This is a genomic window from Ruegeria sp. HKCCA4812 (genome assembly GCF_013034245.1).
In the GTDB taxonomy this organism is placed as follows: domain Bacteria; phylum Pseudomonadota; class Alphaproteobacteria; order Rhodobacterales; family Rhodobacteraceae; genus Ruegeria.
Genome location: NZ_WQFQ01000001.1, coordinates 1,081,746 through 1,104,293, shown reverse-complemented (window position 1 = coordinate 1,104,293; position 22,548 = coordinate 1,081,746). Strand labels below are relative to the sequence as shown.

Below are 22,548 nucleotides of genomic sequence, written 5' to 3'. Positions count from 1 at the left end.
GGCCCGAAACGAGCCCCCTGCGTCCAATGCGCCGGACCGATCAGTCGCGGGCTCCGGCAAACCTGTCCTGCCATTCTTCGCGCTGTTCATCCGTTACTTTGGCGAACAGAACGTCTGGCACGGTAAAGTCGTGGCCGGACGGCAAGGCGTTCAGCGCGGTGGCAACATCATCGGGCCAGCTGGTATCCAGCGTGTTCATCGCGCTCAGCATGCGGGCCGAGGTGTCGGGGATGAACGGTGCGCTGAGAACGGCGTAAAGCCGGATCAGATTCAGGCCAAGACGTACCTGCGCAGCGGCCTGCTCGGGGTCTTCTTTAAATGTGGACCACGGAGCTGCGGCCTGTAGATATTCATTTCCTGCGACCCAGATTGCCCGCAGCTCCTGCGCGGATTTGCGAACCTCCATCGCCTCCATATGGCCTTCATAGGCGCGGACGCGTTTGGTAAGCTCTTCGATCAAGGCCTGCTCGCGGGGGCCGAACTGTCCACCTTCGGGCACGGTCTCAGCAAATTTCGAGCGGCAGAATTTGGTGATCCGGCTGACAAAGTTGCCCAGAACGTCTGCAAGGTCCTTGTTCACCGATTGCTGGAAGTTCTCCCAGGTGAATTCGCTGTCGCTGCTTTCGGGCGCATGGCTCAGCAGCCACCAGCGCCAGTAATCGGCAGGCAGAATGTCCAGCGCCTGATCCATGAACACGCCACGGCCCTGGCTGGTCGAAAACTGGCCGCCGTCATAATTCAGATAGTTGAACGACTTGATGTAATCCACCAGCTTCCAGCGTTCGGGTGATCCGGTCTCTTCATTGTGCGCGTTGGTGCCCAGGATGGTGGCCGGGAAGGACAGCGTATGGAACGGCACGTTGTCCTTGCCCATGAACTGGACATAGCGCACGTCGTCCGCGCCCCTGTCGGTGCGCCACCAGCGTTCCCAATCCGCATCGGTCCTGCCGTTGGCATCCGCCCATTCCTTGGTGCAGGCGATGTATTCGATGGGGGCGTCGAACCAGACGTAAAAGACCTTGCCTTCCATCCCAGGCCAATCCTGATCGCCTTTCTTGACCGGTACACCCCAGTCCAGATCGCGGGTAATGCCACGGTCCTGCAAGCCGTCGCCGTCATGCAGCCACTTCTTGGCAATCGAAGTGGTCAGGACCGGCCAGTCCGTCTTGCTGTCGATCCACGCATCCAGTTTGTCCTTCATCGCGGATTGACGCAGATACAGGTGCTTGGTCTCGCGCACTTCCAGATCGGTCGATCCAGAAATGGCCGAGCGCGGCTCGATCAGGTCCGTCGGATCCAACTGTTTGGTGCAGTTTTCGCACTGGTCGCCGCGCGCGCGATCATAGCCGCAATTGGGGCAGGTGCCTTCGATATAGCGGTCAGGCAGAAAGCGACCATCGGCGTTGGAATACACCTGTTTCTCGCTGACTTCGCGGATCAGGCCCGCGTCATCCAGCTTGCCCGCAAAATGCTGGGTCAGGCGCTTGTTCTGCTCGCTGGACGAGCGGCCGAAGTGATCGAAGCTGAGGCCAAACCGGTTGGCGATATCGGCCTGAATCGCATACATGTCGGCGCAATACTCCGCCACCGGCTTGCCAGCCTTGGCGGCGGCCAGCTCGGCGGGTGTGCCGTGTTCATCCGTGGCGCACAGGAACATGACCTCGTTCCCCCGGCCACGCTGGTAACGCGCGTACAAATCAGCCGGTAATTGCGAGCCGATCAGATTGCCGAGGTGTTTGATCCCGTTGATGTAGGGGATCGCCGAGGTGATGAGAATCCGAGCCATGATCCGTTTCCGCGTAACTGTCTGCGCGCCCGTCTACATGATGTGATCGCCCAGCAAAAGCCCGGCTTTGGCCTGCTTGTCGATTTAGACCCCGAAGGCAACGAAAATCGTGATGCCGCAACGATCTGGATCGCGTTCCGGGGACATGTCCAAAGCTTTGGGGCAAGCAGAGGGACTCCAACGCCTTGAATCCGAGTCGCAGTTCCCCGTCCTTGTTCCATACCGAACCGACCGAAAAGGCCAGGGTGATCACAAAAGACATTCAAAGAACAGCGGGGGTGCCCAGTTTTTCACTCTTCCCGCGACCGTTTCAGAAGGCGACCAATCGTGAATGAGGTGCGCGGGGCGTAAACATAATTCGTGCGCTCTTCGGGGGTGGGGCGTGACCGCATCCGCGCCAGACCAAACACGATCAAGAAGACATGCCCGAACGCCACGAAGGCAAAAAGGGCACCCGGGCCAAATTGCTGGATCAGGGTCGAGGTTATGTAGGGTGATGCAATTGCCCCCAAGGCAAACCAGAACATCAAGGCAGCCGAGAGTTCCACCCGTTCTTCGGCCGTGGCAAAGTCGTTTGCGTGGGCGGATGAGACCGAGAAGATCGGAAAGGTTGTCAGGCCAAAGAATACGGCCGCCGACATAACCCCGATCGTTCCGGTGCCGCTGGCTGCCATGGTGACGCCGCAGCTGAGTACCGCGGCAGCCGACAGCCAGATCAGCACCCAGCGCCGGTCATATTTGTCAGCCAGCCAGCCGACGGGGTATTGAGCAAGCGCACCACCCAATACGAAAGAGGCCAGGAAGAATGCGATCTGATCGACGCCAAGTCCGACCTCTTGCCCGTAAACCGGACCCACCATTCGGAACGAGGCCGAACTGAGCGCGGCCACGATCACGCCAGCCACGGCCAAGGGTGAGCTGCGCCAAGCCAGCCCGGGTTTCAGGCGGGGCGCGTCAGGTGTTTTGGGTTGGCTTGCTTTGGTCAGCGTCAGCGGCAGCAGTGACGCACAGCACAGGATCGCCAGCAGGTTGTACGAAACGTAAGAGGCCGGGGGCAGAACGGCGATAATCAACTGGGCGCACAGGGACGCACCCATATCCGCGATCCGGTACGTTCCCATTGCACGCCCTCGGGTTTCATTGGTGACCTTCGCGTTCAGCCAGGCCTCGATCACCGTGTATGCGCCTGCGACGCAGGTGCCCGAGGCCACACGAAGGGCGGCCCAGATATATGGGTTTTCGGTCAGCGTATGTCCGATGAGGCCCATCGCGCCCAACGCGGTGCAAACTGCAAATGCGCGCGAATGACCGACATTGCCCATCAGACGTGGTGCCCACCAGCAGCCGATGAAAAACCCCAGAAAGTGCGAAGACCCCAAAAGACCGATCTGTTCGGTCGTGAAATCCAGCGTGATGCCGGAAATGGCATCGAGTGGCCCGACGCCTCCTGTGGAAAGCTGAAGCAGAATGACCGAAAGAAACAGGGCGGCAAATGAAATGATCGTGCGCATGGTGGTCTCAGATTGGCAGGGTCGCCGCACAATGCGCGCATCAATTCGACTTTAGCGAGTCGTTTTTTTGCCGTTCGGCGATCAGGTCGCGCGGATGATCTCGGCGCGGATGTCCAGGCCGACAGTGTCGTCAACCAGGTCAGGATAGCCCGAAGCTCCGAAGTCGTGCCGGTTCAGGGCGCCCTTCAGGCCAATGGTCAGGCGGCTCAGATCGTTCACTGCACTTCCTGCCTGCCGGTACAGATTGGCCTCCAACGTGATCGGGCGGGTCACGCCGCGGACCGTCAGATTACCCGTGATCCGTGCGCCATCTGATATTCGCCCTTCCGCGCCTAGCTGTATGTCCGTTGACACAAACCGGATCGTTGGGTGCTGCTTCGCGTCCAAAACGCTGGGGCTGAGCATGGGCATACGTGCAAAGGGAAGCCGCGTTCTGGCTTTGCTGACGTCCAGTGTCACCGTGACCTGGCTGTTCTGTAGCCGACCTGTGTCAATCTGAACATCGGCGGTCCGGATCGGCATCGTCCCTGACTGTGTCACCCCCGCAAGATCAAACGTGAACCCGACCCGGGTGCCTTCATCCGACAGGATGTATGGCCGCAATGCGGCTTGTGCCGCCTGGGTCAGGGGCAGGGTTGCCAGCCCGGCTAGCAGGTTGCGACGGGTCAGAAGGATCATGCCATGACGCTTTCCCGTGTGGGGCGGGATCTTCTGAGCAGCATCAGAACGATCGCAATGTTCAGACCATTCCAAAAGATGCCATTCACGAACGCCAGTTGGTAGCTTCCGGTGAGGTCGTAGATCCATCCTGACATCCAGCCACCGAGTGCCATGCCAAGAATGGTCATCATCATGACGAACCCGACCCGCGCACCAGCTTCTTGCGGCGGCATGTATTCGCGGACAATCAACGCATAGCTGGGCACGATGCCGCCCTGTGCCAGACCAAAGAGCAGGCTGATGGCATAAAGCGACACCATTCCATCGTAGGGCAGGAACAGGAACAGGGCGATACATTGCAGGAGCGAACCGATCAAAAGCGTCAGGACCCCGCCAAGCCGATCTGCCAACAAACCCGAGATGATCCGGCTGACAACACCACCCAATAACATCAGTGACAGCATCTCGGCCCCGACCGCGGGCCCATATCCCAGCCCGACGCAATAGGAGACGATATGAACCTGTGGCATCGACATGGCGACGCAACAACCGATCCCGGCCAGGCCCAGAATATATTGCAGCGCGCGCGGTGACACACCGACACTTCGTGCATTGATTTGGGCGGATGCTGCGGCGGTGCTGTGTGCCTCGACCGGAACCCTGCGGCGTAGCAGCAGCGACAGGGGAATGACGACGACAAGCGTCAGCACGGCGAGCGTCAGATAGACCTGTTGCCACCCATCCCGCGCCAGAATTCCGGACAGCATGGTGGGCCAGATGGCGCCGGACAGGTAATTCCCACTGGCGACCAACGCGACGGCAATGCCGCGCCGTTTCATGAACCAATGTGAGATATCTGCGATCAGCGGGCCAAACCCAATCGATGTGCCCAGCCCCAGCAGGAGATGCGCCGCGGATAGCAACATTATGCTCGGTGCCAGCGTTGCCAGCACATAGCTCAGCGCACTCAAGACGGCTGCTCCGATCAGGGCGCTGGTGACGCCCAGCCGGTCCACCACCTGCCCCAGCCACATGTTGCCCAGGGCAAAACCGATCATCGCCAAAGTGTACGGCATCGAGGCTTCGGCACGACCGGCCCCGAATTCGGCTTCGACTGCGGGCATGACCACGATCACGGCCCACATGCCCACATTCGCCACTGTTGCAATGGCGAGCGTGATCAGAAGGCGAAGCCAGGAATAGCGGCTGTCATGGATCGGATGGCTCATGTGGTGACGCTAGGGCGCGGCCCGCGTTTTGACCAGTCACATCTTGCGTGATCCGTGTGGCTTTATGCCGGTGTGTCTTCGGTTTCGATCCGTTCCAGATGTAACCCGGCACGGGCGGCGGTCATGGTGGCCTGCCATGTGACCGGGGGCAGGGCACGGGCGCGGCGGCGTGTCAGAGCCCAGATCCGAGCCTCATCCCGATGGGTGGCCGCCATGTGCCAGCGCGTTTCAACCCCTTGCGCGCCGCCATCTCCGGGTGTCAGCAGCAAACCAAGCGGAGCCCGCCCCATCGCACCCCCCTGTTCGGCGGCCAGATGCATCCGGCGTATCGGCGTGAGCCCCGGTGCGCCGGGCAGGTCGCCGATGATCAGCGGAATGGCCCCGCTGCGCAGCGCCTCCTCCAGGCACCACAGCAGATCTTCGGCACGGGTGGGATGAACAAAAATGAACCGGGCCGGATCGGCAAAGGCCATCATCCCATCGGGGTTCAGCTGGCCGGGTTCCCAGGCGGGGGAAATCCACAAGACCGGCCCCTGCGTCTGACTGGCCAGCCACATGGCAAAGCTGCGCCGGGCGGGGCCGCATGCCTCGTGCACGCGGCCCAGTTCCAGGGTGATCTGCGGATGGAGCTTTACCCCCGGCGCCTGACGCGCAGTTTTGTGGCCAAGAAGTTGAGTGGACATGCCGGAATGCTAGCATGTTCCACTTTTGTTCTCAAGTGGTCAGGGCCGTCAACGAGACAGGATCAACTTGCCATTTGCAAATTGCACGCTCGAGAAACGATGCAGATATTCCATCCCCAAAAGCGATTTATCCAGCTCGCCCTCATTGACCCAGGCCGATACGTTCTGGTCGGTAATGGGGCCTGCGGTCAGGGTGTCAAGCCGCACCGGCGCCGTGCGCACCTCGCCGTTGGCGGTCAGGGCGCGGCCGAAATAGTTCAGTTGATCGGGATCGATGCCTACACGTTCTGCGTCCCGGGCACTGAGAACGATCTGGCTGGCGCCGGTGTCGACAAGAAAGTTGATCGGCTCACCATTCACCAAAACCGGAAGGTAATAATGACCATCATAGGCACGAGGCACCTCGATCGCGTTGCCGGTGACGGTCATCTGCGGGGCAGGGCCAACCGAAGACCGGATGTCTTCCCACAGGCCGATGACGGCGATGACGCCAACAAAAATGAACACCCAGGCCATCACCTGCTGCAACGTCTTGTTCAGGGACTGGCGGTTTTGCGAAACGAACCAGAACGCGACGGCCAGCCCAAGCACGACCAGATAGACCAGTTGTCCGATATCGACGCTGTCCACAGGGTTCACCCCACTCAAATTGCACGTTACATATATGGGGGTTTAAGACGCAAAACCAAAGGCCTTGAGGCCATCGAGAATGAACTGCACCGACAAGGCCGCAAGCAACATCCCCAGCAGCCGGGTCAACACGTTCAGCCCGGTCTTGCCCAAAACCCGCGCGACCGCGCCAGAGGTCAGATACATCACGAAGACCATTGCCAGCACAACCAGCATCACACCGATGACAATAGCAAGGCCCTGAATGCCCGGCTGCTGGCCCGCAAGCAGAATCATCGTTGCAATCGATCCGGGGCCTGCAATCAGCGGGATGCCCAGGGGAAAGACGGACGGGTCCGGGTGTTCCTCTTCCTCGGCGCTGCTTTCGCGTCGCTTGGTGCGGCGTTCAAACAGCATATCCAGCGCGGTCAGGAACAGCAGGACACCTCCTGCAACGCGGAACGCTTCCATCGAGATGCCAACAAACCCCAGAAGGGCTTCGCCAAAGGCGGCAAACAGGGCCAGGATGAAACCCGCCGTCAGGCAGGCCCGAATGGCAATGGACCGGCGCGTGTGCCAGTCCATACCCTGTGTCAGCGCCACGAAGATCGGCGTTTGCGCGGGCGGATCAAGGACCACGAAAAGCGTTGTGAACGCGGTAATCAGAAATGCACTGTCCATTGTTATCTGCTGCTCCGTTGCAGGTCTTGCAGGATACGCAGGGCATCCTGCGAACAACCCGATGGGACATAGACGTGATCGTGGTGATACCCCGCGACCATGTTCGCGGGAATGCCGGCCCGTGCCAGCGCGCTGGAAACGGCGGCGGTCAAACCAACACCTTCCAGCGAGGAATGAACCTGCAACGTGATGCACCGCATCGCGACGGCATCTTTCGGTGCCGCAGCGATCGGGACGACAAGAGACAGCCCTTCGGCCTCGGCGCAGCTGGCCCGCGTCCCCTGTGGCCAGGGTTTGTCTTCAGGCCATACGACAAAGGCAAATTCACCGGGCTGCAAGTCGGGATGCATACCCGCGATCATGGCGTTGGTGTCCGTGATGGGCGTGCTCATGCGGTTTCCGCCCGTTCAAGCCGTTCGGCGGCCGCGACCCACAATGCCTCGGCTTTTTGCATGGCCTCGGTGACTTCTGTGAACTTGCGGTTCCAGGTTTCCAGGTCGTTGATCCTGTCGTCCTCGTACAGCGCCGGATCGGCCAGTTTGGTCGAAAGTTTGTCATGCATTTCCGTCAGCTTTTCGATCCGGTCCTCGCATTTGCGCAGATCCGCACGCAAGGCCAGTATCGTCTCGCGCGGTGGGCGTTTCGATTTGACCGCCCGGGGCTTTTCCCTGACGGGTCTTTCGCGCGCCAGCAGCAGGGACCGATAGGCTTCAAGGTCGTCGTCGAAAGGTTTGACCGTACCGTCCGAAACCAGCCAGAGTCGATCGGCGACAAGGCTCAGCAGATGCATGTCGTGACTCACCAGAACCACCGCGCCGGAATAAGCCGTCAGCGCCTCGACCAGCGCCTCGCGGCTTTCGATGTCAAGGTGGTTGGTCGGCTCGTCAAGGATCAGCATATGGGGCGCGTCGATCGTGGCGAGCAGCAGTGAAAGCCGCGCTTTCTGTCCGCCCGACAGGCGCCCGACCTCGGTTTCCGCCTGATCCGCATTCAACCCGAACCCGGCCAGTCGCGATCGCCACTTGCCCGGTGCTTCGTCAGGGCGCAGACGGCGCAGGTGGTCCAGCGGCGTTTCGTCCACGTAAAGCTCATCCACCTGATGCTGTGCGAAATACCCGATGCGCAGCTTGTTGCTTCGGGTCATCTTGCCCGCCATGAGGGGCAGCCGGTCCGACAGTAGCTTGGACAAGGTCGACTTGCCCTGTCCGTTCTTGCCCAACAGCGCGATACGGTCATCCTGATCGATACGAAGGTTCAGGCGGCGCAACACTTCGGTTTCGCCATAGCCGGTGACGCCGCCTTCGATCTGGATGATCGGTGGCGACAGTTCCTCGGGTTCCGGAAAGCTGAAGGCGCGCAGGGCGGCCTCTTGCGGGGTCGAGACCAGTTGGATGCGTTCGATCATCTTCAGGCGCGACTGGGCCTGAACGGCCTTCGAGGCCTTGTAGCGGAACCGATCCACAAAGCTTTGCAGATGTGCGATGCGGGCCTTGGCCTTGGCGTTTTCCGATTCCGCCTGTGCCAGCCGTTCCGCACGGCGTTCCGCGAACTTATCGTAGGGCACGGCGTAATAGGTCAGCTTGCGGTCTTCCAGATGCAGGATCGACCCCACGGCGCGGTTCAGAAGGCCGCGGTCGTGGCTGATGATGATCACAGTGTGCGGATATTTGGCCAGATAACTTTCCAGCCACAGCGCGCCTTCGAGGTCCAGATAGTTGGTCGGTTCGTCCAGCAGCAGCAGATCGGGCTGAGAAAACAGCACCGCCGCCAGCGCAACGCGCATCCGCCAGCCGCCCGAGAAATCCGAACAGGGGCGCTGCTGGTCTTCGTCGTCAAAGCCCAACCCCTTGAGGATCGAAGCTGCGCGGGCCTCGGCGGACCAGGCGTCGATATCGGCCAGACGTGTCTGAATTTCAGCGATGCGTATCGGGTCTTGGGCGCTTTCGGCCTCGGCCATCAACGCACTGCGTTCGGTATCAGCGGCCAGAACCGTATTGATCAGCGAGACGTCAGAGGAGGGCACCTCTTGCGCCACGCCACCGATCCGAGCGCGTTTCGGGACCGAGATATTTCCCGATTCCAAAGCCAACTCGCCCCGGATCAGGCGGAACAGCGTGGTCTTTCCGGTTCCGTTCCGACCGACAAGGCCAACCTTGTGACCATCGGGAATCGTCGCGGTTGCGCCGTCAAACAACGGGCGACCTTCAACGGCATAAGTGATGTCTTCGATCCGTAACATGGGGCGCTCTTAGCAGAGCTGTGTTGCCACTGCCAGCGGCTCGGCATGTTCAATCTTTAAGCAATGTGATAGCGCTGTGTCGTTTGCTATTCGGAACGGTTTTCACATGCGCGCGGCCCGTACACCTCCGCACTTGGTCACTCTGATTTTTGCCACGGCACTGTCGGTTTTGTCACTGAACATGTTCCTGCCGTCTTTGGCCCACATGAGTACGGATTTCGGTGTGGATTACGGCCTGATGAACCTGTCGGTTGCCGGGTATCTGGCGGTGTCAGCCGTTCTGCAACTGATCATGGGGCCGCTGTCTGATCGCTTCGGGCGCAGGCCGATCCTGTTGATGTGCATGACGATCTTCGTCGTCGCCTCAATCGGTTGCACGTTGGCCGAGTCGATCTGGGTGTTCCTGGGTTTTCGACTTGTGCAGGCTGCCGTGGTGGCCGGGTCGGTTTTGTCCAGCGCGTCGATCAGAGACCGGTATCCACCGAACGAGGCAGCCAGCAAACTGGGGTATGTGGCGATGGCGATGGCGTTGGCACCGATGCTTGGGCCTATGCTGGGCGGCGGGCTGGATATGCTCTTTGGCTGGCGTTCAGGATTTGTGCTTTACACGGTACTGGGGGCAGGGGTGCTGGTTTTGCTTTGGTTCGACATGGGCGAGACCAATACAAACCGCTCTTCAACTTTTACAGCCCAATTGCGCGAGTATCCGGATCTGTTTCGCGCCCGCCGATTCTGGGGCTATGCCTTATGCGCATCGTTTTCGATTGGTGGGTTCTACAGCTTCATCACCGGCGCGCCATTGGTGGCTGCCGCATGGTTTGATCTGAGCCCTGCCATGTTGGGACTTGGGATTGGTATCATAACAGGCGGGTTCATGGTCGGTAACTTCGTTACTGGTCGGATCGCGGCACGGACACGTCTGACCACAATGATCCTGATCGGCCGCGTTGTGGCTTCGACCGGGCCATTCTGCGGAGTGCTTCTGTTCATCGCCGGGCTGGGGTCAGTCTGGGTATTCTTCGGTTCGGCTATCTGCGTTGGGTTCGGCAATGGACTGACCAATGCAAACGCTTCGGCAGGGGTCATGTCCGTGCGACCCAAACTGGCAGGCAGCGCGGCAGGGTTGTCCGGGGCGATGGTGGTCGGGCTTGGCGCGATCCTGACCTCGATGACGGGTGCGTTTGTCAGCCCTGAAAACGGGCCGTTTCTGGTTCTGGGCATGATGTGGGCCAGCAGTTTTGCAGGTTTGCTTGCAGTGCTTTACGTTCGGCGTCTGGACCGGGTAGACCCTTTGCCGGATACATTCTGAGCGCCAAAGCGGCAGGCAAACCATCATAACACTTTTCATGAGCGAAAGACCGTGGTACGCGGCGCGCGATGGATTTCGGCGCGGACCCGCGCCACATTGTAAGGAGAGGCCGACATGGCACTGGAACGTACATTCTCGATCATCAAACCCGACGCAACGCGTCGCAACCTGACTGGCAAGATCAACGCCAAGTTCGAAGAAGCCGGGCTGCGTATCGTTGCGCAGAAGCGCATCCACATGACCAAGGAACAAGCCGGCAAGTTCTACGAAGTACATGCCGAGCGTCCGTTCTATGACGAACTGTGCGAATTCATGTCGTCGGCTCCGGTCGTTGTTCAGGTTCTGGAAGGCGAAGGTGCCATTGCGAAGAACCGTGAAGTCATGGGTGCAACCAACCCGGCGGACGCAGCACCGGGCACCATCCGCGCGGAATTTGCTGAATCGGTTGGCGAAAACTCGGTCCATGGTTCGGATGCACCGGAAACCGCGGCTGTTGAGATCGCATATTTCTTCTCGGGCATCGAACTGGTCGGCTAAGCCGGTTTTTTGCCGAAAGATCGGGCCGCTCCGCCAGGAGCGGCCTTTTTTGTTCAGACCTGCTTTAGATCTTTGGGTTCAACCCGAACCCCGATGGCATCCAGATCGGCAACCATCCGGTTTTCCGGCGCGGCGCTGTTGCCGGCCTTGATCGCGTCGAAACGCTGTCGCAGCTTCTTTTTCTCTTCACCCTTGCAATCATTCCAGGGGCGTCCCTGAAGCCCCATCACCAAAACATAGTAGCCGATGAAATGTGCTTTGGTACCAGCCCGCAAAAGCCGGGCGTAGGCTTCATCCGGTCCCAGCTGTCGCAGTTCATCAGCCGAGTGGATGCCAGCACGCGCGCAGGCCTGCTCGAAAGCCGGTCCAAGGTTGCGGATCGAAGAAACTGGATCGCTCATGAGCCTGTCTTAATTGTACCTCTGGGGTCTGTCACCCATGTTTGCGCGTTGGCGAAACATAATGTCTTGCTGTCTTCTGGTGTTTCCGCTCTCATGAAGTCATGCTGCCTCGGCGGTCCGGGTTTCAAAAGCCAACAGATACCAAACGCGGGTCGGCCCAGGGTCAGACAAACTGCTGACCAAGGTAAAAGCCGAATACGCTGAACGTGATGAAGGATCAGAACCGTCGAAGAAGGAACCAGCGTGCAGAAGATCGTTGAGACAAGTGTCATTGAACACCTGAAAACGCCCCGGATTGGTGGATCATGACCGAACCTTCAGGTGTTCAGTGCATTCTGTCCCGATCCATTGACAAAGCGCATGTTGAAAAGCTCATTCCCGGGTTTGCAATCAGGATCGGCCCACCAACGGAATCGAGATCTTTCGTGCTTTTGGATTGTCACGATCAATCGTTGCGGAATTCAGGTCGTGTTCTGGTTGAGGTCGCAGAAACACTGTGGCTTTTCCAGAATGGCCGTGCGCCGCTGTCTCAACGCTGCAAGGGGCAGGGGCGGTTTGTTCAAGACCTGCCGCAGGGTCCGGTGAAAGCGGCTTTGAAGGGTTTCCCCAAACTGCGTGCGCTGATGCAGATCGGAACCGGAGAGATTCAGACGAAACCCCTCGTCGTACTGGATGAGCTGGAGAAAACACTGGTCAGGGGAACGGTTTGGTGCCTGTCTTCGCAGACGGGTCAGGCAGCAATCGTTCAGCTTCAGCGGCTGCGGGGATATCAGAAAGAATTTCAAAAAGTGAACACCGCGTTTTCCGCCTTGTCCGGGGGCGGACCGGGTGTCGAAGCGCTTTGTGCCGGACTTTTCCCGGGCATGGCCGCCTATCGCGCCAAGCCAGAGATCAAGTTGGGAAAAGCTGAGCCATCTATTCAGGTCGCGGCAGATATCATTCAAACATATCTGCAAGTTGCCCGGCAAAACGAATATGGGGTTATAGCCGATATCGACACAGAGTTTCTGCATGATTACCGGGTGTCATTGCGAAAGGTCCGATCCGTGATCAGCCTGTTCAAAGGCGTTTTTTCAGACGCGCAGACAGCGCAATTGAAGCGTGTCTTTTCCGATCTCATGGCCGCCACCGGACGTATGCGTGATCTGGATGTCTACCTTCTGGAAAAAGACAAATACTTCAGTCTGGTACCGCCCAGTCTTCACGCGGGCCTGCAAGAGATGTTCAACCTTTTCGAGATGGAGCGCGCCAAGGAACTGTCACGCTTGTCCCGCCGGTTGCGCAGTGACGAATACGACGCCCGTATGTCCGATCTGACGGCGATGTTTAACGGAACGGATCACCTTACGCCCGGATCTAACGCGAAACGCGCAGCACATGAATACGCGTGCGCATTGATCTGGAAACGGTATCGCAAGGCCTGCAAAATCGCACGCGGTATCACCGACGAAACTCCGGACGAAACCGTGCATGACCTTCGTATTGATTGCAAGAAACTGCGTTATCTGATGGAGATTTTTGGGCCTCTGTTCGATGAAAAGAGCTTCAAGAACATCATCAAGCCATTGAAAAAGCTCCAGGACAATCTGGGCGTGTTCAACGACTGCGCTGTCCAGCAAGAGTCCTTGACGGCTTTTGTCGCGCAGCACAGCGACACGCGGGGCCATGTGGATGCGCGGATGGGCCTGGCCGTTGGGGGATTGATTGCGGTTCTGGATCAGCGCCAAAAGGCCGAGCGGAGCCGCGTGATTGCCAGCTTTCAGAAGTTTGACGGTCCAGATACCCGGCACCTGTTTCAGAACTTGTTTCACCGACAAAAGGAGTGAGGAATGAAGATCATTGCCTGTTACAGCAACAAGGGCGGTGTTGGCAAAACCGCCACTTCGGTGAACCTGGCTTATTCCTATGCGCAGGCGGGGCAACAGGTGCTGTTGTGTGATCTCGACCCCCAGGGCGCTTCAGGGTTCTACTTTCGGGTGAAGCCATCAAAAAAACTGAAGGATGCGCGGTTTTTCGAGGATGTGGCGCGGTTTATCAAGGCGATCCGGGCCAGTGATTTCGAAGGGCTGGACGTGCTGCCGGCGAACCTGACCTTTCGCGACTTCGACGTGTTCCTGTCGCGGATGCGGAACAAACGCTCGCGGCTGAAAAAAGCTTTGATGGCCGCGGGCAGCGACTATGACGTGATCATTCTGGATTGCCCGCCCAACTTTTCAACTTTGTCCGAGAATGTCTTCAAAGCTGCCGATGAAATCGTCGTGCCGGTCATGCCGACAACCCTGTCCGAGCGGAGTTTCGATCAGCTGGTAAGCTTTTTTGAACAACACAAGCTGCGCCAGAAGAAGCTGCGCGCCTTTTTTTCGATGGTGCAACACCGGAAGGTTTTGCATCAGGAAACCATGAAGGCGATGCGCAAGCTGTATCCGAAACGGTTTTTGCAGGCGGTGGTTCCTTTCGCTGCGGATATTGAAAAGATGGGTCAGTATCGTGACCCGGTCTGTACCTATGCCGGGCGCAGTGCGGCCTGTGCGTCTTACAGGTCGCTGTTTGAAGAGCTGGAAAAAGGAGTGATTTCGAACCAATGAGCAAGGAAATCGAGCGCAAGTTTCTGGTTTCAAGCCTGCCGGACCTGAGCAAAGCGAAAAAAGCCGTCGTAAGGCAGGGTTATCTGACGGCCCCCGACGATTCCACCGAGCTTCGGCTGAGGCAAAAGAACGATGCGTATTTCCTGACCTTGAAAGGGGTTGGCGGCCTGGTCCGGGTAGAACGAGAGGCAGAGATCACCGCGGATCAGTTCGAAACCTTCTGGCCGGAAACCGAAGGGCGCAGGGTTGAAAAAGAGCGCTACACCGGCCATTTGCCCGATGGTCTGCTGTTCGAGCTGGACGTCTTTTCAGGCGATCTGGCACCGTTGCGTCTGGTCGAGGTAGAGTTCACCTCGGAGGAGCAGGCCAAAGGATACGTGCCACCGGATTGGTTCGGCGCGGATGTCACCGACGACAGGCATTACAAGAACAAGACCATGGCGATACACGGTGTTCCGGATTAACGCAGTTGTGCAAGATTGATCGTGGTTTCCAGCCCGGGGTCGCAGTTCCGGGCGGCAAATTCTCCGCCGTGCATATGTGAGATTGCGGCCACCAGAGCCAGGCCCAAACCCGCATTCCGTTCCGTCCGCGCGGGGTCAAGTGTCACGAAAGGAAGCTGAAGGCGATCCAGTTCTTTCGGCGGCACGCCGGGGCCACGATCCCTGACGCTCAGTTGGGTGAAACCGTCGCGAGTACCGATCGAGATCGTGATTGCAGTATGTTCCGGCGCGTAACGCATTGCGTTTTCCAACAGATTGGAAAGAGCTTGCGACAGAAGGGGCCGGTGCCCCTGAATGGCCGGGGCGGAACCCTTGACTTCAAGCTGCACGCCTTGATCGGCGGCGACCGGGTCATAAAGCTCGACAACATCACCAACAAGTTGCTGCAAATCGATGGTTTCGAATTGCTCGCGCCCCAGGCCGGCCTCGGCCCGAGAGATTTCGGTGAGCTGCCCCAGAACCCGCAGGACGTGATCGATTTCACCCGTCGCCCGCGCAATGTCGATCTCGCGATCCAAGTCGCTTTTGTCGGGTTCAGAGAGGGCCTCGACCCTTTGCCGCAGACGAGACAAAGGTGAGCGGAGATCATGTGCAATCGAATTAGATGTGGTCCGAAGGTTGCTTATCAACTCCTCGATCCGGTCAAGCATGTTGTTCAATGTGCCTGAAACCTGATCGAATTCGTCCCCGGTTCCGCGCAGCGGCATCCGTTTTGACAGATCGCCTGAAACGATATTCTCGGCCGTACTGGCGATATCCGAAAGGCGCGAAAACACCAAACGCGTGAACAACCAGCCGGTGATGACGCTCAGAACCAAAGCAATCCCAAGCGCCAACGCAACCGAGCGAAACAAAACCCTGTCGAATTGCTGGCGCGACGCTGCATCCCGTCCAACCAGCAGGCGCTCGCCGCCCGGAAGGCGGATGGATGCAGCTGAAACCGGCACAAGCTGATCATTGTCGGCCCGGCGCAATTCCAAGTCCACCCAACCGCTTCCAGCGGCAATGTTCACCGGCCAAGACTTGAGATTGCCGACAAGTTTGACCCCCAACCTGTCTGTCAAAAGATACAGCGCGTCCCGCTCGGCGGCACTCGGCAAACGGCGCTCAATTGCAGTGATCAAACCTATCAGCCCACGCCTTTCGTATTCATCCGCAAGCCCTGTCAACTCGGCTGATACGACCGAGCGGGTTTCGGCCTCGATGCTTCGATTGGCGGTCACATAGACGATGGCGAGTACAGACGCCGTCAGAATCGTGCTCAGAAACATGCTGGTTGCAACCAGCCTTGTGCGGGAATTGTTCAGGGAAAGCCGAAGGTTATCCATCGGACATCATGTAACCCGCTCCGCGGACGGTTTCAATCAATGGCGCGTCACCGCCTTCGTCCAATTGGCGCCGCAACTTCGAAATATGCACGTCCACGACGTTGGTGTTTGGGTCAAAATGATAATCCCAAACGCCTTCAAGCAACATGGTGCGCGACACCACGCGGTTTTTGCGGCGCAGGAAAAACTCGAGAATCTGAAACTCACGCGGTGTCAGGGTGATCTCGTGCCCGTCGCGTGTGACCTTGCGGGTCAGCAAATCCATCTGAAGGTCTTTGCAAGTCAATGTCGGCGACTCTTCGGATTCCTGAGGGCGACGCAAAAGGGCTTCGATTCTGGCGTGCAATTCCTGAAACGAGAACGGCTTGACCAGATAATCGTCAGCGCCCGAGCGCAGCCCCTTGACCCTTTCGTCCACGGCGCTCATCGCCGTCAGCATCAAAACCGGAGTTTTCAAACCGGCGGCCCGCATCGACTTGATCAGCGACAGCCCATCCAGACCGGGCAGCATCCTGTCCAGAACAATGGCGTCAAACCCACCGTCCGTGGCATGGTACAACCCCTCACGACCGTCAGCCGCGGTTTCGACCACATACCCCTCTTCGCCAAAACCTTTGGCGATGAAGTCCCTGGTGTCAGCATCATCTTCGACGATCAACAGACGGCGGCTCATGGTCGGGATCCTTTCTTTTGATATTTAAACACAAATTTTAACTAAAGCATATGGTTAGAAGAAGTTCTTGCCGGGTGCTGGGCCGGCACCCGGCAAGCCCGGCGGATAGTGGACAACTCTGATCCGCCGGGTGAGGCGTGCGCCGAAAATCCCCATCAAGCGGCGCACGCATGTTCAAGGTCAGGCCAGTTCGACCGCGACAAAAATCTGGCTGCCGCCACGGTTGATCAGCACCAGGGCAGGATCGGTTTTTTCACTGTCCAGCGCAGCCTTCAAAGCATCCGGAGTGACAGTGTCCTGATTGCCGAGCTTGACGATCACATCGCCGCGTTGCAGGCCGGCCTTTGCCGCAGGGCTGTCGGGCTTCAGGTCGGTGACGACAACGCCCTCGACGGTTTCAGCAACACCATTTTCTGCCCGAACCGCTTCGGTCAGGGGGGCCACGGTCACACCCAGTGTTGTTCCCGCAACTTCCGCCTCGACCGGTTTGTCGGCCTCGGTCGATGCGGCCTGATGCTGGCCAACCGTCAAGGTCACAGTTTCCATCTTGCCGTCACGCAAAACGGTCAGAGTGCTGTCGGTGCCGACCTTGGTCGTACCCACAAGGATGGGCAGGTCACCGCTGGACTCCACGGCATCGTCGTTGAAGCTCAGGATAACGTCTCCCTGCTTCAGGGCGCCGTCTGCCGGGCTGCCGGCAACCACGTCAGACACCAGCGCACCCGAGGAAGCCTCGATTCCCAGCGCCGCCGCAAGTTGTGGGCTAACGTTCTGGATCGATACGCCCAGCCAACCGCGGCTCACCTGTCCGTCATCCCGCAGATCGGCCGTGATGTGTTCAACGATGTTCGACGTGACAGCAAATCCAAGCCCCACAGAACCACCGCTGGGTGAATAGATGGCCGAGTTCACACCGACCACTTCGCCATCCATGTTGAACAGGGGACCGCCCGAGTTGCCTTTGTTGATCGCTGCATCTGTCTGGATGAACTCGGCATAAGGGCCTTCCGAGATGTTGCGGCCTTTTGCCGAAACGATGCCTGTGGTCACGGTCGAGCTCAGGCCGAAGGGGTTGCCGATGGCTACCACATCTTCACCTACGCGGATCTCGTCGCTGTCGCCAAGCTCTACGGCTTGCAGGTCAGTTCCTGCGTCGATTTTCAGAACCGCGATATCCGTCAACGGGTCCGTTCCGACCACTTCGGCTTCGAAGGTACGGTCATCGCTGAGCCTTACGGTCACGGTCGAGGCATTGTCGACGACATGGTGATTGGTGACAATGTATCCGGCTTCGTCCAGAACAAATCCCGAACCCAGGCCCTGGGATGGGCCGCGTTGCGGCATGTTGAACCCTTCGGGGCCGCCGAAGCGTTTGAAGAATTCACCAAAAGGGTGTCCTTCGAAGTCAAAGTTTTGCCCCTGGGTTGGGGTCGGCGCTGTATCTTGTTCAGCGATGATGGTTACGACCGAGGGTGAAACGGTCTCAACCAGATCGGCCAATGCCTCGTCCGCCATGGACGGTATAGCCGTCGTTGCCAGTAGGGCCGCGCCGAGCGCGCTGACACCCACCCAGTTGGAAGTGCGGGGAAGTAGAAGCGAGGATTTGCGGATGCTCATTTGTGTCTCCTGATTATCGTCGCGCAGTTGCGGCTGCGCGTTGAGACAACAGATGCCTGCTCAGAATTGGCGTTTCCTGACTGATCAATTAATAAATCTTAATTTTGCCACAAAGCCGGTGTTGGGTTGCGGTCGACGTCGATCGGGATTCGCGGAATTTCACCGATCCGCACCAGAGCGAATCGGAGGATTGTTGCTAAAAATGGCGTCAAACTTTCAAAAATATTGAATTTGTTTTGTTTTGTTGACAATCATCCTTCCGAATGATGGAGAAAAAAGCTGCTCTTCCAATGGTTGTGGGTGGGTCTGTGTGAGGCATGGCTTGACACACTAAAAATCTTATCGAGTGCGGATATCGGTGAATAAGTTTGCGCTTAATCACGAATCGCTACCCTTTCAGAATTTGACGAGTCTCCTTTAAGTTGATCCTAGTCTCGCGCGATGTTGCGTAAAAGCCATTCGTAGAAGACCCAAATTAACCATTCCTTCCAATTTTACGTTGTTTCGAGCGATCGGATAAGTGAGGATGAAGGTGCCCAAGTGAGGGGAGCCAAAAGCGCTAGGGGGCGCTGGCGGCTAACTCGATCACCAAAAGTGATAGCGGCGTGTTAACGAGGGGGTCTTGTTTAGGTTTGGCTGTTTGGGAGTCGGAGTGTTTCTGAAAGCACACTGGCCACACTTTGGAGATTGAGCAAAGTGGTAGTCCTGTTTTGGGCACCGGCCCGGTCGATAAGACCGGGCCGTGTTTGTTCAGGGGGCATGTTTTTTGCGCCAGGCCTTCCAGTCATCCAGGGTATCCAGATCCAAAAGTGCGTTTCGGCCGGGCAGCGGATGCAGATGAACAAAGTCTTTATGCTCCCGCACGATCTCTTGTGCACCGTCGTCCCCCTGCAACTGTGACAGTTGACCAAAAAGGGATCTGTCAAACACCACCGGATGACCGGGCTTTCCATCCTCGGTTGTACCACGCCAGATCAGGTAGTCGGGATGGGTTAGTCGCGCTTTCAGGATTGTTGTCAGGTCAGCCTGAGTCAGATCGGGCAGATCGGCCAGCAAAACCATCGCGGCGGGAGCATCCGGCGGCAGTTTTTGGATTGCGGCGCGCAAACTGGCGTTCATGCCTTCTGCCGCATCCCGGACCGGAACGATCTGAACATCCATGCCATCAAGTGCGCCATATCTGGGATTTGGTTCAGGGGGCAGGGCGACAATCACAGGACCCACGGCGGAGGCTGTGCGTGCCGAGCGTGCGACCAACGGAATACCGTTGATCGGCTGCATCAATTTGTCGATGCCGCCCATGCGGCTGGATTGACCCGCCGCCAAAAGGATAATGGGTATTTCGGTCATTTCGGTACAATGCCGTGGGCCCGAGCGCGAGTCATCCCCTCATTCGGGCGCCATCTGCGTCAAACAAGGGTGTCGAGATGACCTTTGCCTTGCGCATCTGGCCCAGTATTTCGATCTTGACTTCAAGCCCTTCTGCTGCGCGTTCGGTTGGCAGAAAACCGATGGCGACGGACTTGCGGGCATAATGCGAATAACCGCCCGAGGTGCAGAAGCCCACGACAGTGCCATCCAGCCAGATCGGTTCATAGGCGTTCACGTCGGCGTCGTCTGCGTCGACCTCGAAGGCCACCAACCTGCGCGCGGGGCCTGTAGCACGTTCCGTCTCGGCGACAGTGCGCCCGATAAAATCGACGGTCTTGTCGAAGGCGACGAAGCGGTCGAGCCCGGTTTCGGCGGGGGTGTAGTCGGGTGAGAATTCGCGCATCCACGAGCCGAAGAACTTGTCGAGCCGCAGGCTCATCATCGCGCGCATGCCGAAGGGCACCATGCCGTGCGATTGGCCGGCCTGCCATAGGGTCCACCAAAGCTGGCGCTGCGCCATCGGATCGCAATAGATCTCGAACCCCAGGTCGCCGGTATAGCTGACCCGCTGCACGATGCAGTCGGTCATGCCAACGACCATGCGGCGCACGTCCATGAAGCGCATGCCGCTGATATCGGCGCGGGTGCAGGCGGCCAGAACCTCGCGGGCTTTGGGGCCTGCGATCTGGAAGCCGTTGCGGCGGTCAGAGATGTTTTCAACGGTTGCGCCGTCTTCCTGATGTTGCTGAAACCAGCGCATGTGGAAGTTCTGCGCACCATATGAGGCGGTGAGTTGGAATTCCTCCTCGCCCAGGCAGGACACGGTGAAATCGCCGATCAGCTTGCCCTTGGGCGACAGCATCGGGGTCAGCGACAGGCGGCCCGGGGCGGGGATGCGCCCGGTCAAGATCCGATCCAGCCAGTCGCGGGCGCGCGGACCTGTCACAAGGTATTTGCCGAAATTATGCACCTCGTTGATACCCACGCCCCCGCGCACGGCACGCGCCTCGCGGCCCGTTGCCGCAAACGCGTCCGAGCGGCGGAAGGACGGGGTTTCATAGCTCGGCTCGCCCGCTTGCGCGAAATAGTTGGCGACCTCGAGCCCGTATTGCTGGCCCCAGACGGCGCCCAGATCGCTGAAGATGTCATACATCGGCGTGGTGCGGTTGGGCCGCGCGGCGGGCAGTTCCTCGTTGGGATAGGCGACAGAGAAACGCTTCTGATAGTTCTCGATCACCTTGGGGCGGGTATAGCCGGGGGTGATCCAGTCGCCGAAGCGGGCGACGTCCATGGCAAAGACGTCGCGCTCGGGCTCGCCCTCGATCATCCATTGCGCCAGCGTCAGGCCGACGCCGCCGCCCTGGCTGAACCCGGCCATCACGCCGCAGGCCGACCAGTAGTTGCGCACGCACGGCACCGGCCCGACCAGCGGGTTGCCGTCGGGGGCAAAGGTGAAGGGGCCGTGGATCACCGATTTAACTCCGGCCTCGGCCAGAACCGGGAAACGGCGATAGGCGAACTCGATCGAGTCGGTGATCTTGTCGAAATCATCGGGCAGCAGCTCGTGGCCGAACTCCCACGGCGTGCCGTCCACCGCCCAAGGCTTGCAGGGTTGTTCGTAGAAGCCGATGCACAGGCCGCGCCCTTCCTGCCGCAGATAGCTCTCGCCGGCCGGGTCCATGACGTGCGGATGCTCGCCGCCTGCGTCGATGATCGCCTCGATTTCGGGGATGTTGTCGGTGACCAGGTATTGGTGTTCCATCGGGTGTAGCGGGAAGTAGATGCCCGCCATCGCGCCCACCTCGCGCGCCCAGAGGCCGCCGGCGTTGACGATATGCTCAGCGTGGATGGTGCCCTTGTCGGTCACAACGTCCCATGTGCCGTCGGGGCGCTGGTTGGTCTCGCGCACCATGCAGTGGGTCTCGATCGTGGCTCCGCCCATGCGCGCGGCCTTGGCATAGGCGTGGGTCGTGCCCGAGGGGTCGAGGTGTCCGTCCAAAGGGTCATAGAGCGCGCCGATGATGCCGTCGGTGTTGGTGATGGGGGCGATCTTCTTGATCTCGTCGGGGCCGACGATCTCGGTCTCCAGCCCCATAAAGCGATGCTTGGCGCGTTCGGCCAGCAGCATGTCGAACCGGTCCTGGTTGTCAGCCAGCGTAATGCCGCCCACATGGTGCAGCCCGCAAGACATGCCAGTGATCTCTTCCAACTCCTTGTACAGCCGGATGGTATAGCCTTGCAGTGCGGCCATGTTGGTGTCGCCGTTCAGCGTATGAAACCCGCCCGCCGCGTGCCAGGTCGATCCGCTGGTCAGTTCCGACCGCTCCAGCAACATCACGTCGGACCAACCCAGCTTGGTCAGGTGATAGAGCACCGAACAACCGACGACGCCGCCCCCGATGACGGCAACCTGACAGGTGGTTTTCACAGTGTTCCTCCCCATGATTTTGAAAAAAGTGTCGAGCCGATGGGGATATTACTCGTCTGTTAGCGACAACAAGTGTCGCATGTCACCTATTGCACCAGCTTTGGATTTGCACAGCCTTCTCGCGCAGCTAAAGTGCGTCGATACTTGTAACCGAGGGCAAACAAACAGACGGCCTGCGCCTCGTTCAGCACGACATCGCCCGGTGGTTTTTCGGCCGGAAAGGCCGCTTTTTCACTTTATTGCACGGCGGCAACAAAGTCGGGGTGATCAAACTGGCCCATCTCGCCCAGCTCCGTGCTTGGGCCGGACTTTGCGATGATCGGAGTATCCGCGCCCGGTTCAGCGCAATTGGGTCGTTCGGTTGACGACAGGCGCTTGGGCAGCGCGCGGAACATTTC

The 22,548-nt window shown here is 58.9% G+C and carries 21 protein-coding genes; 5 read left to right on the top strand and 16 right to left on the bottom strand.

Features of this window, described 5'->3' with window-relative positions; translation table 11 throughout:
• Positions 1 to 40 precede the first annotated feature (40 nt).
• The 9 genes from metG to GOW04_RS05495 form a co-directional block, all read right to left on the bottom strand.
• Positions 41 to 1,786: a methionine--tRNA ligase gene (gene metG / locus GOW04_RS05535; RefSeq protein ID WP_171231785.1), complete on the bottom strand. Its 1,746-nt coding sequence runs from the start codon at positions 1,784 to 1,786 to the stop codon at positions 41 to 43.
• A 290-nt stretch (positions 1,787 to 2,076) separates the two neighbouring features.
• Entirely contained in the window at positions 2,077 to 3,297 is a 1,221-nt protein-coding gene (locus GOW04_RS05530) for an MFS transporter (protein ID WP_171231784.1), read from the bottom strand.
• An 81-nt stretch (positions 3,298 to 3,378) separates the two neighbouring features.
• A complete protein-coding gene (locus GOW04_RS05525) occupies positions 3,379 to 3,975 on the bottom strand; it encodes a YceI family protein (protein WP_171231783.1) in 597 nt (198 codons plus the stop codon).
• Positions 3,972 to 5,186, bottom strand: coding sequence for a CynX/NimT family MFS transporter (locus GOW04_RS05520; RefSeq protein ID WP_171231782.1), 1,215 nt, complete (start codon positions 5,184 to 5,186; stop codon positions 3,972 to 3,974). The genes GOW04_RS05525 and GOW04_RS05520 overlap by 4 nt, the downstream gene beginning before the upstream one ends.
• A 62-nt stretch (positions 5,187 to 5,248) precedes the next feature.
• On the bottom strand, positions 5,249 to 5,869 hold the full coding sequence (locus GOW04_RS05515) for an ImuA family protein (RefSeq protein ID WP_152457744.1): 621 nt from the start codon (positions 5,867 to 5,869) through the stop codon (positions 5,249 to 5,251).
• A 48-nt stretch (positions 5,870 to 5,917) separates the two neighbouring features.
• On the bottom strand, positions 5,918 to 6,499 hold the full coding sequence (locus GOW04_RS05510) for a TIGR02281 family clan AA aspartic protease (protein WP_152457745.1): 582 nt from the start codon (positions 6,497 to 6,499) through the stop codon (positions 5,918 to 5,920).
• A gap of 42 nt (positions 6,500 to 6,541) precedes the next feature.
• Positions 6,542 to 7,159, bottom strand: a complete 618-nt coding sequence (locus GOW04_RS05505) for a MarC family protein (RefSeq protein ID WP_152457746.1) — start codon at positions 7,157 to 7,159, stop codon at positions 6,542 to 6,544.
• A gap of 2 nt (positions 7,160 to 7,161) precedes the next feature.
• Entirely contained in the window at positions 7,162 to 7,551 is a 390-nt protein-coding gene (locus GOW04_RS05500) for an ACT domain-containing protein (protein ID WP_152457747.1), read from the bottom strand.
• Positions 7,548 to 9,398, bottom strand: coding sequence for an ABC-F family ATP-binding cassette domain-containing protein (locus GOW04_RS05495; RefSeq protein ID WP_171231781.1), 1,851 nt, complete (start codon positions 9,396 to 9,398; stop codon positions 7,548 to 7,550). The genes GOW04_RS05500 and GOW04_RS05495 overlap by 4 nt, the downstream gene beginning before the upstream one ends.
• 106 nt (positions 9,399 to 9,504) lie before the next feature.
• On the opposite strand from GOW04_RS05495, the gene GOW04_RS05490 reads away from it, so the two are divergent.
• Both GOW04_RS05490 and ndk read left to right on the top strand, forming a co-directional pair.
• Positions 9,505 to 10,707, top strand: coding sequence for a multidrug effflux MFS transporter (locus tag GOW04_RS05490; protein WP_171231780.1), 1,203 nt, complete (start codon positions 9,505 to 9,507; stop codon positions 10,705 to 10,707).
• 114 nt (positions 10,708 to 10,821) lie between these two features.
• On the top strand, positions 10,822 to 11,244 hold the full coding sequence (gene ndk / locus GOW04_RS05485) for a nucleoside-diphosphate kinase (RefSeq protein WP_068334875.1): 423 nt from the start codon (positions 10,822 to 10,824) through the stop codon (positions 11,242 to 11,244).
• Positions 11,245 to 11,297: 53 nt separating this feature from the next.
• Here ndk and GOW04_RS05480 read toward each other — a convergent pair whose 3' ends face one another.
• A complete protein-coding gene (locus GOW04_RS05480; protein WP_171231779.1) occupies positions 11,298 to 11,645 on the bottom strand; it encodes a TfoX/Sxy family protein in 348 nt (115 codons plus the stop codon).
• A 305-nt stretch (positions 11,646 to 11,950) separates the two neighbouring features.
• Between GOW04_RS05480 and GOW04_RS05475 the strand changes: the two genes are divergently transcribed.
• From GOW04_RS05475 to GOW04_RS05465, 3 genes are read left to right on the top strand one after another with little or no spacing between them, the layout of a single operon-like run.
• The gene (locus GOW04_RS05475) at positions 11,951 to 13,471 is read left to right on the top strand and encodes a CHAD domain-containing protein (protein ID WP_171231778.1); all 1,521 of its coding nucleotides are present in this window, start codon (positions 11,951 to 11,953) and stop codon (positions 13,469 to 13,471) included.
• A gap of 3 nt (positions 13,472 to 13,474) precedes the next feature.
• Positions 13,475 to 14,230: a ParA family protein gene (locus tag GOW04_RS05470; protein WP_171231777.1), complete on the top strand. Its 756-nt coding sequence runs from the start codon at positions 13,475 to 13,477 to the stop codon at positions 14,228 to 14,230.
• Entirely contained in the window at positions 14,227 to 14,694 is a 468-nt protein-coding gene (locus GOW04_RS05465; RefSeq protein WP_171231776.1) for a CYTH domain-containing protein, read from the top strand. The genes GOW04_RS05470 and GOW04_RS05465 overlap by 4 nt, the downstream gene beginning before the upstream one ends.
• Here the strand turns inward: GOW04_RS05465 and GOW04_RS05460 are convergent.
• The 6 genes from GOW04_RS05460 to GOW04_RS05435 all read right to left on the bottom strand — a co-directional run bounded on the left by GOW04_RS05460 (position 14,691) and on the right by GOW04_RS05435 (position 22,545).
• On the bottom strand, positions 14,691 to 16,061 hold the full coding sequence (locus GOW04_RS05460; protein WP_171231775.1) for an ATP-binding protein: 1,371 nt from the start codon (positions 16,059 to 16,061) through the stop codon (positions 14,691 to 14,693). The genes GOW04_RS05465 and GOW04_RS05460 overlap by 4 nt on opposite strands.
• On the bottom strand, positions 16,054 to 16,734 hold the full coding sequence (locus tag GOW04_RS05455; protein ID WP_171168480.1) for a response regulator transcription factor: 681 nt from the start codon (positions 16,732 to 16,734) through the stop codon (positions 16,054 to 16,056). Before GOW04_RS05455 ends, GOW04_RS05460 begins: the two co-directional genes overlap by 8 nt.
• A gap of 180 nt (positions 16,735 to 16,914) precedes the next feature.
• The gene (locus GOW04_RS05450) at positions 16,915 to 18,351 is read right to left on the bottom strand and encodes a DegQ family serine endoprotease (RefSeq protein WP_171231774.1); all 1,437 of its coding nucleotides are present in this window, start codon (positions 18,349 to 18,351) and stop codon (positions 16,915 to 16,917) included.
• A 750-nt stretch (positions 18,352 to 19,101) separates the two neighbouring features.
• Positions 19,102 to 19,701 carry an NTP transferase domain-containing protein gene (locus GOW04_RS05445; RefSeq protein WP_171231773.1) on the bottom strand — a complete coding sequence of 200 codons (600 nt, stop codon included), beginning with the start codon at positions 19,699 to 19,701 and terminating at the stop codon, positions 19,102 to 19,104.
• 31 nt (positions 19,702 to 19,732) lie between these two features.
• The gene (locus tag GOW04_RS05440; RefSeq protein ID WP_171231772.1) at positions 19,733 to 22,150 is read right to left on the bottom strand and encodes an FAD-dependent oxidoreductase; all 2,418 of its coding nucleotides are present in this window, start codon (positions 22,148 to 22,150) and stop codon (positions 19,733 to 19,735) included.
• Between the two features lie 236 nt (positions 22,151 to 22,386).
• Positions 22,387 to 22,545, bottom strand: coding sequence for a hypothetical protein (locus GOW04_RS05435; RefSeq protein WP_171231771.1), 159 nt, complete (start codon positions 22,543 to 22,545; stop codon positions 22,387 to 22,389).
• Between the last annotated feature and the right edge of the window lie 3 nt (positions 22,546 to 22,548).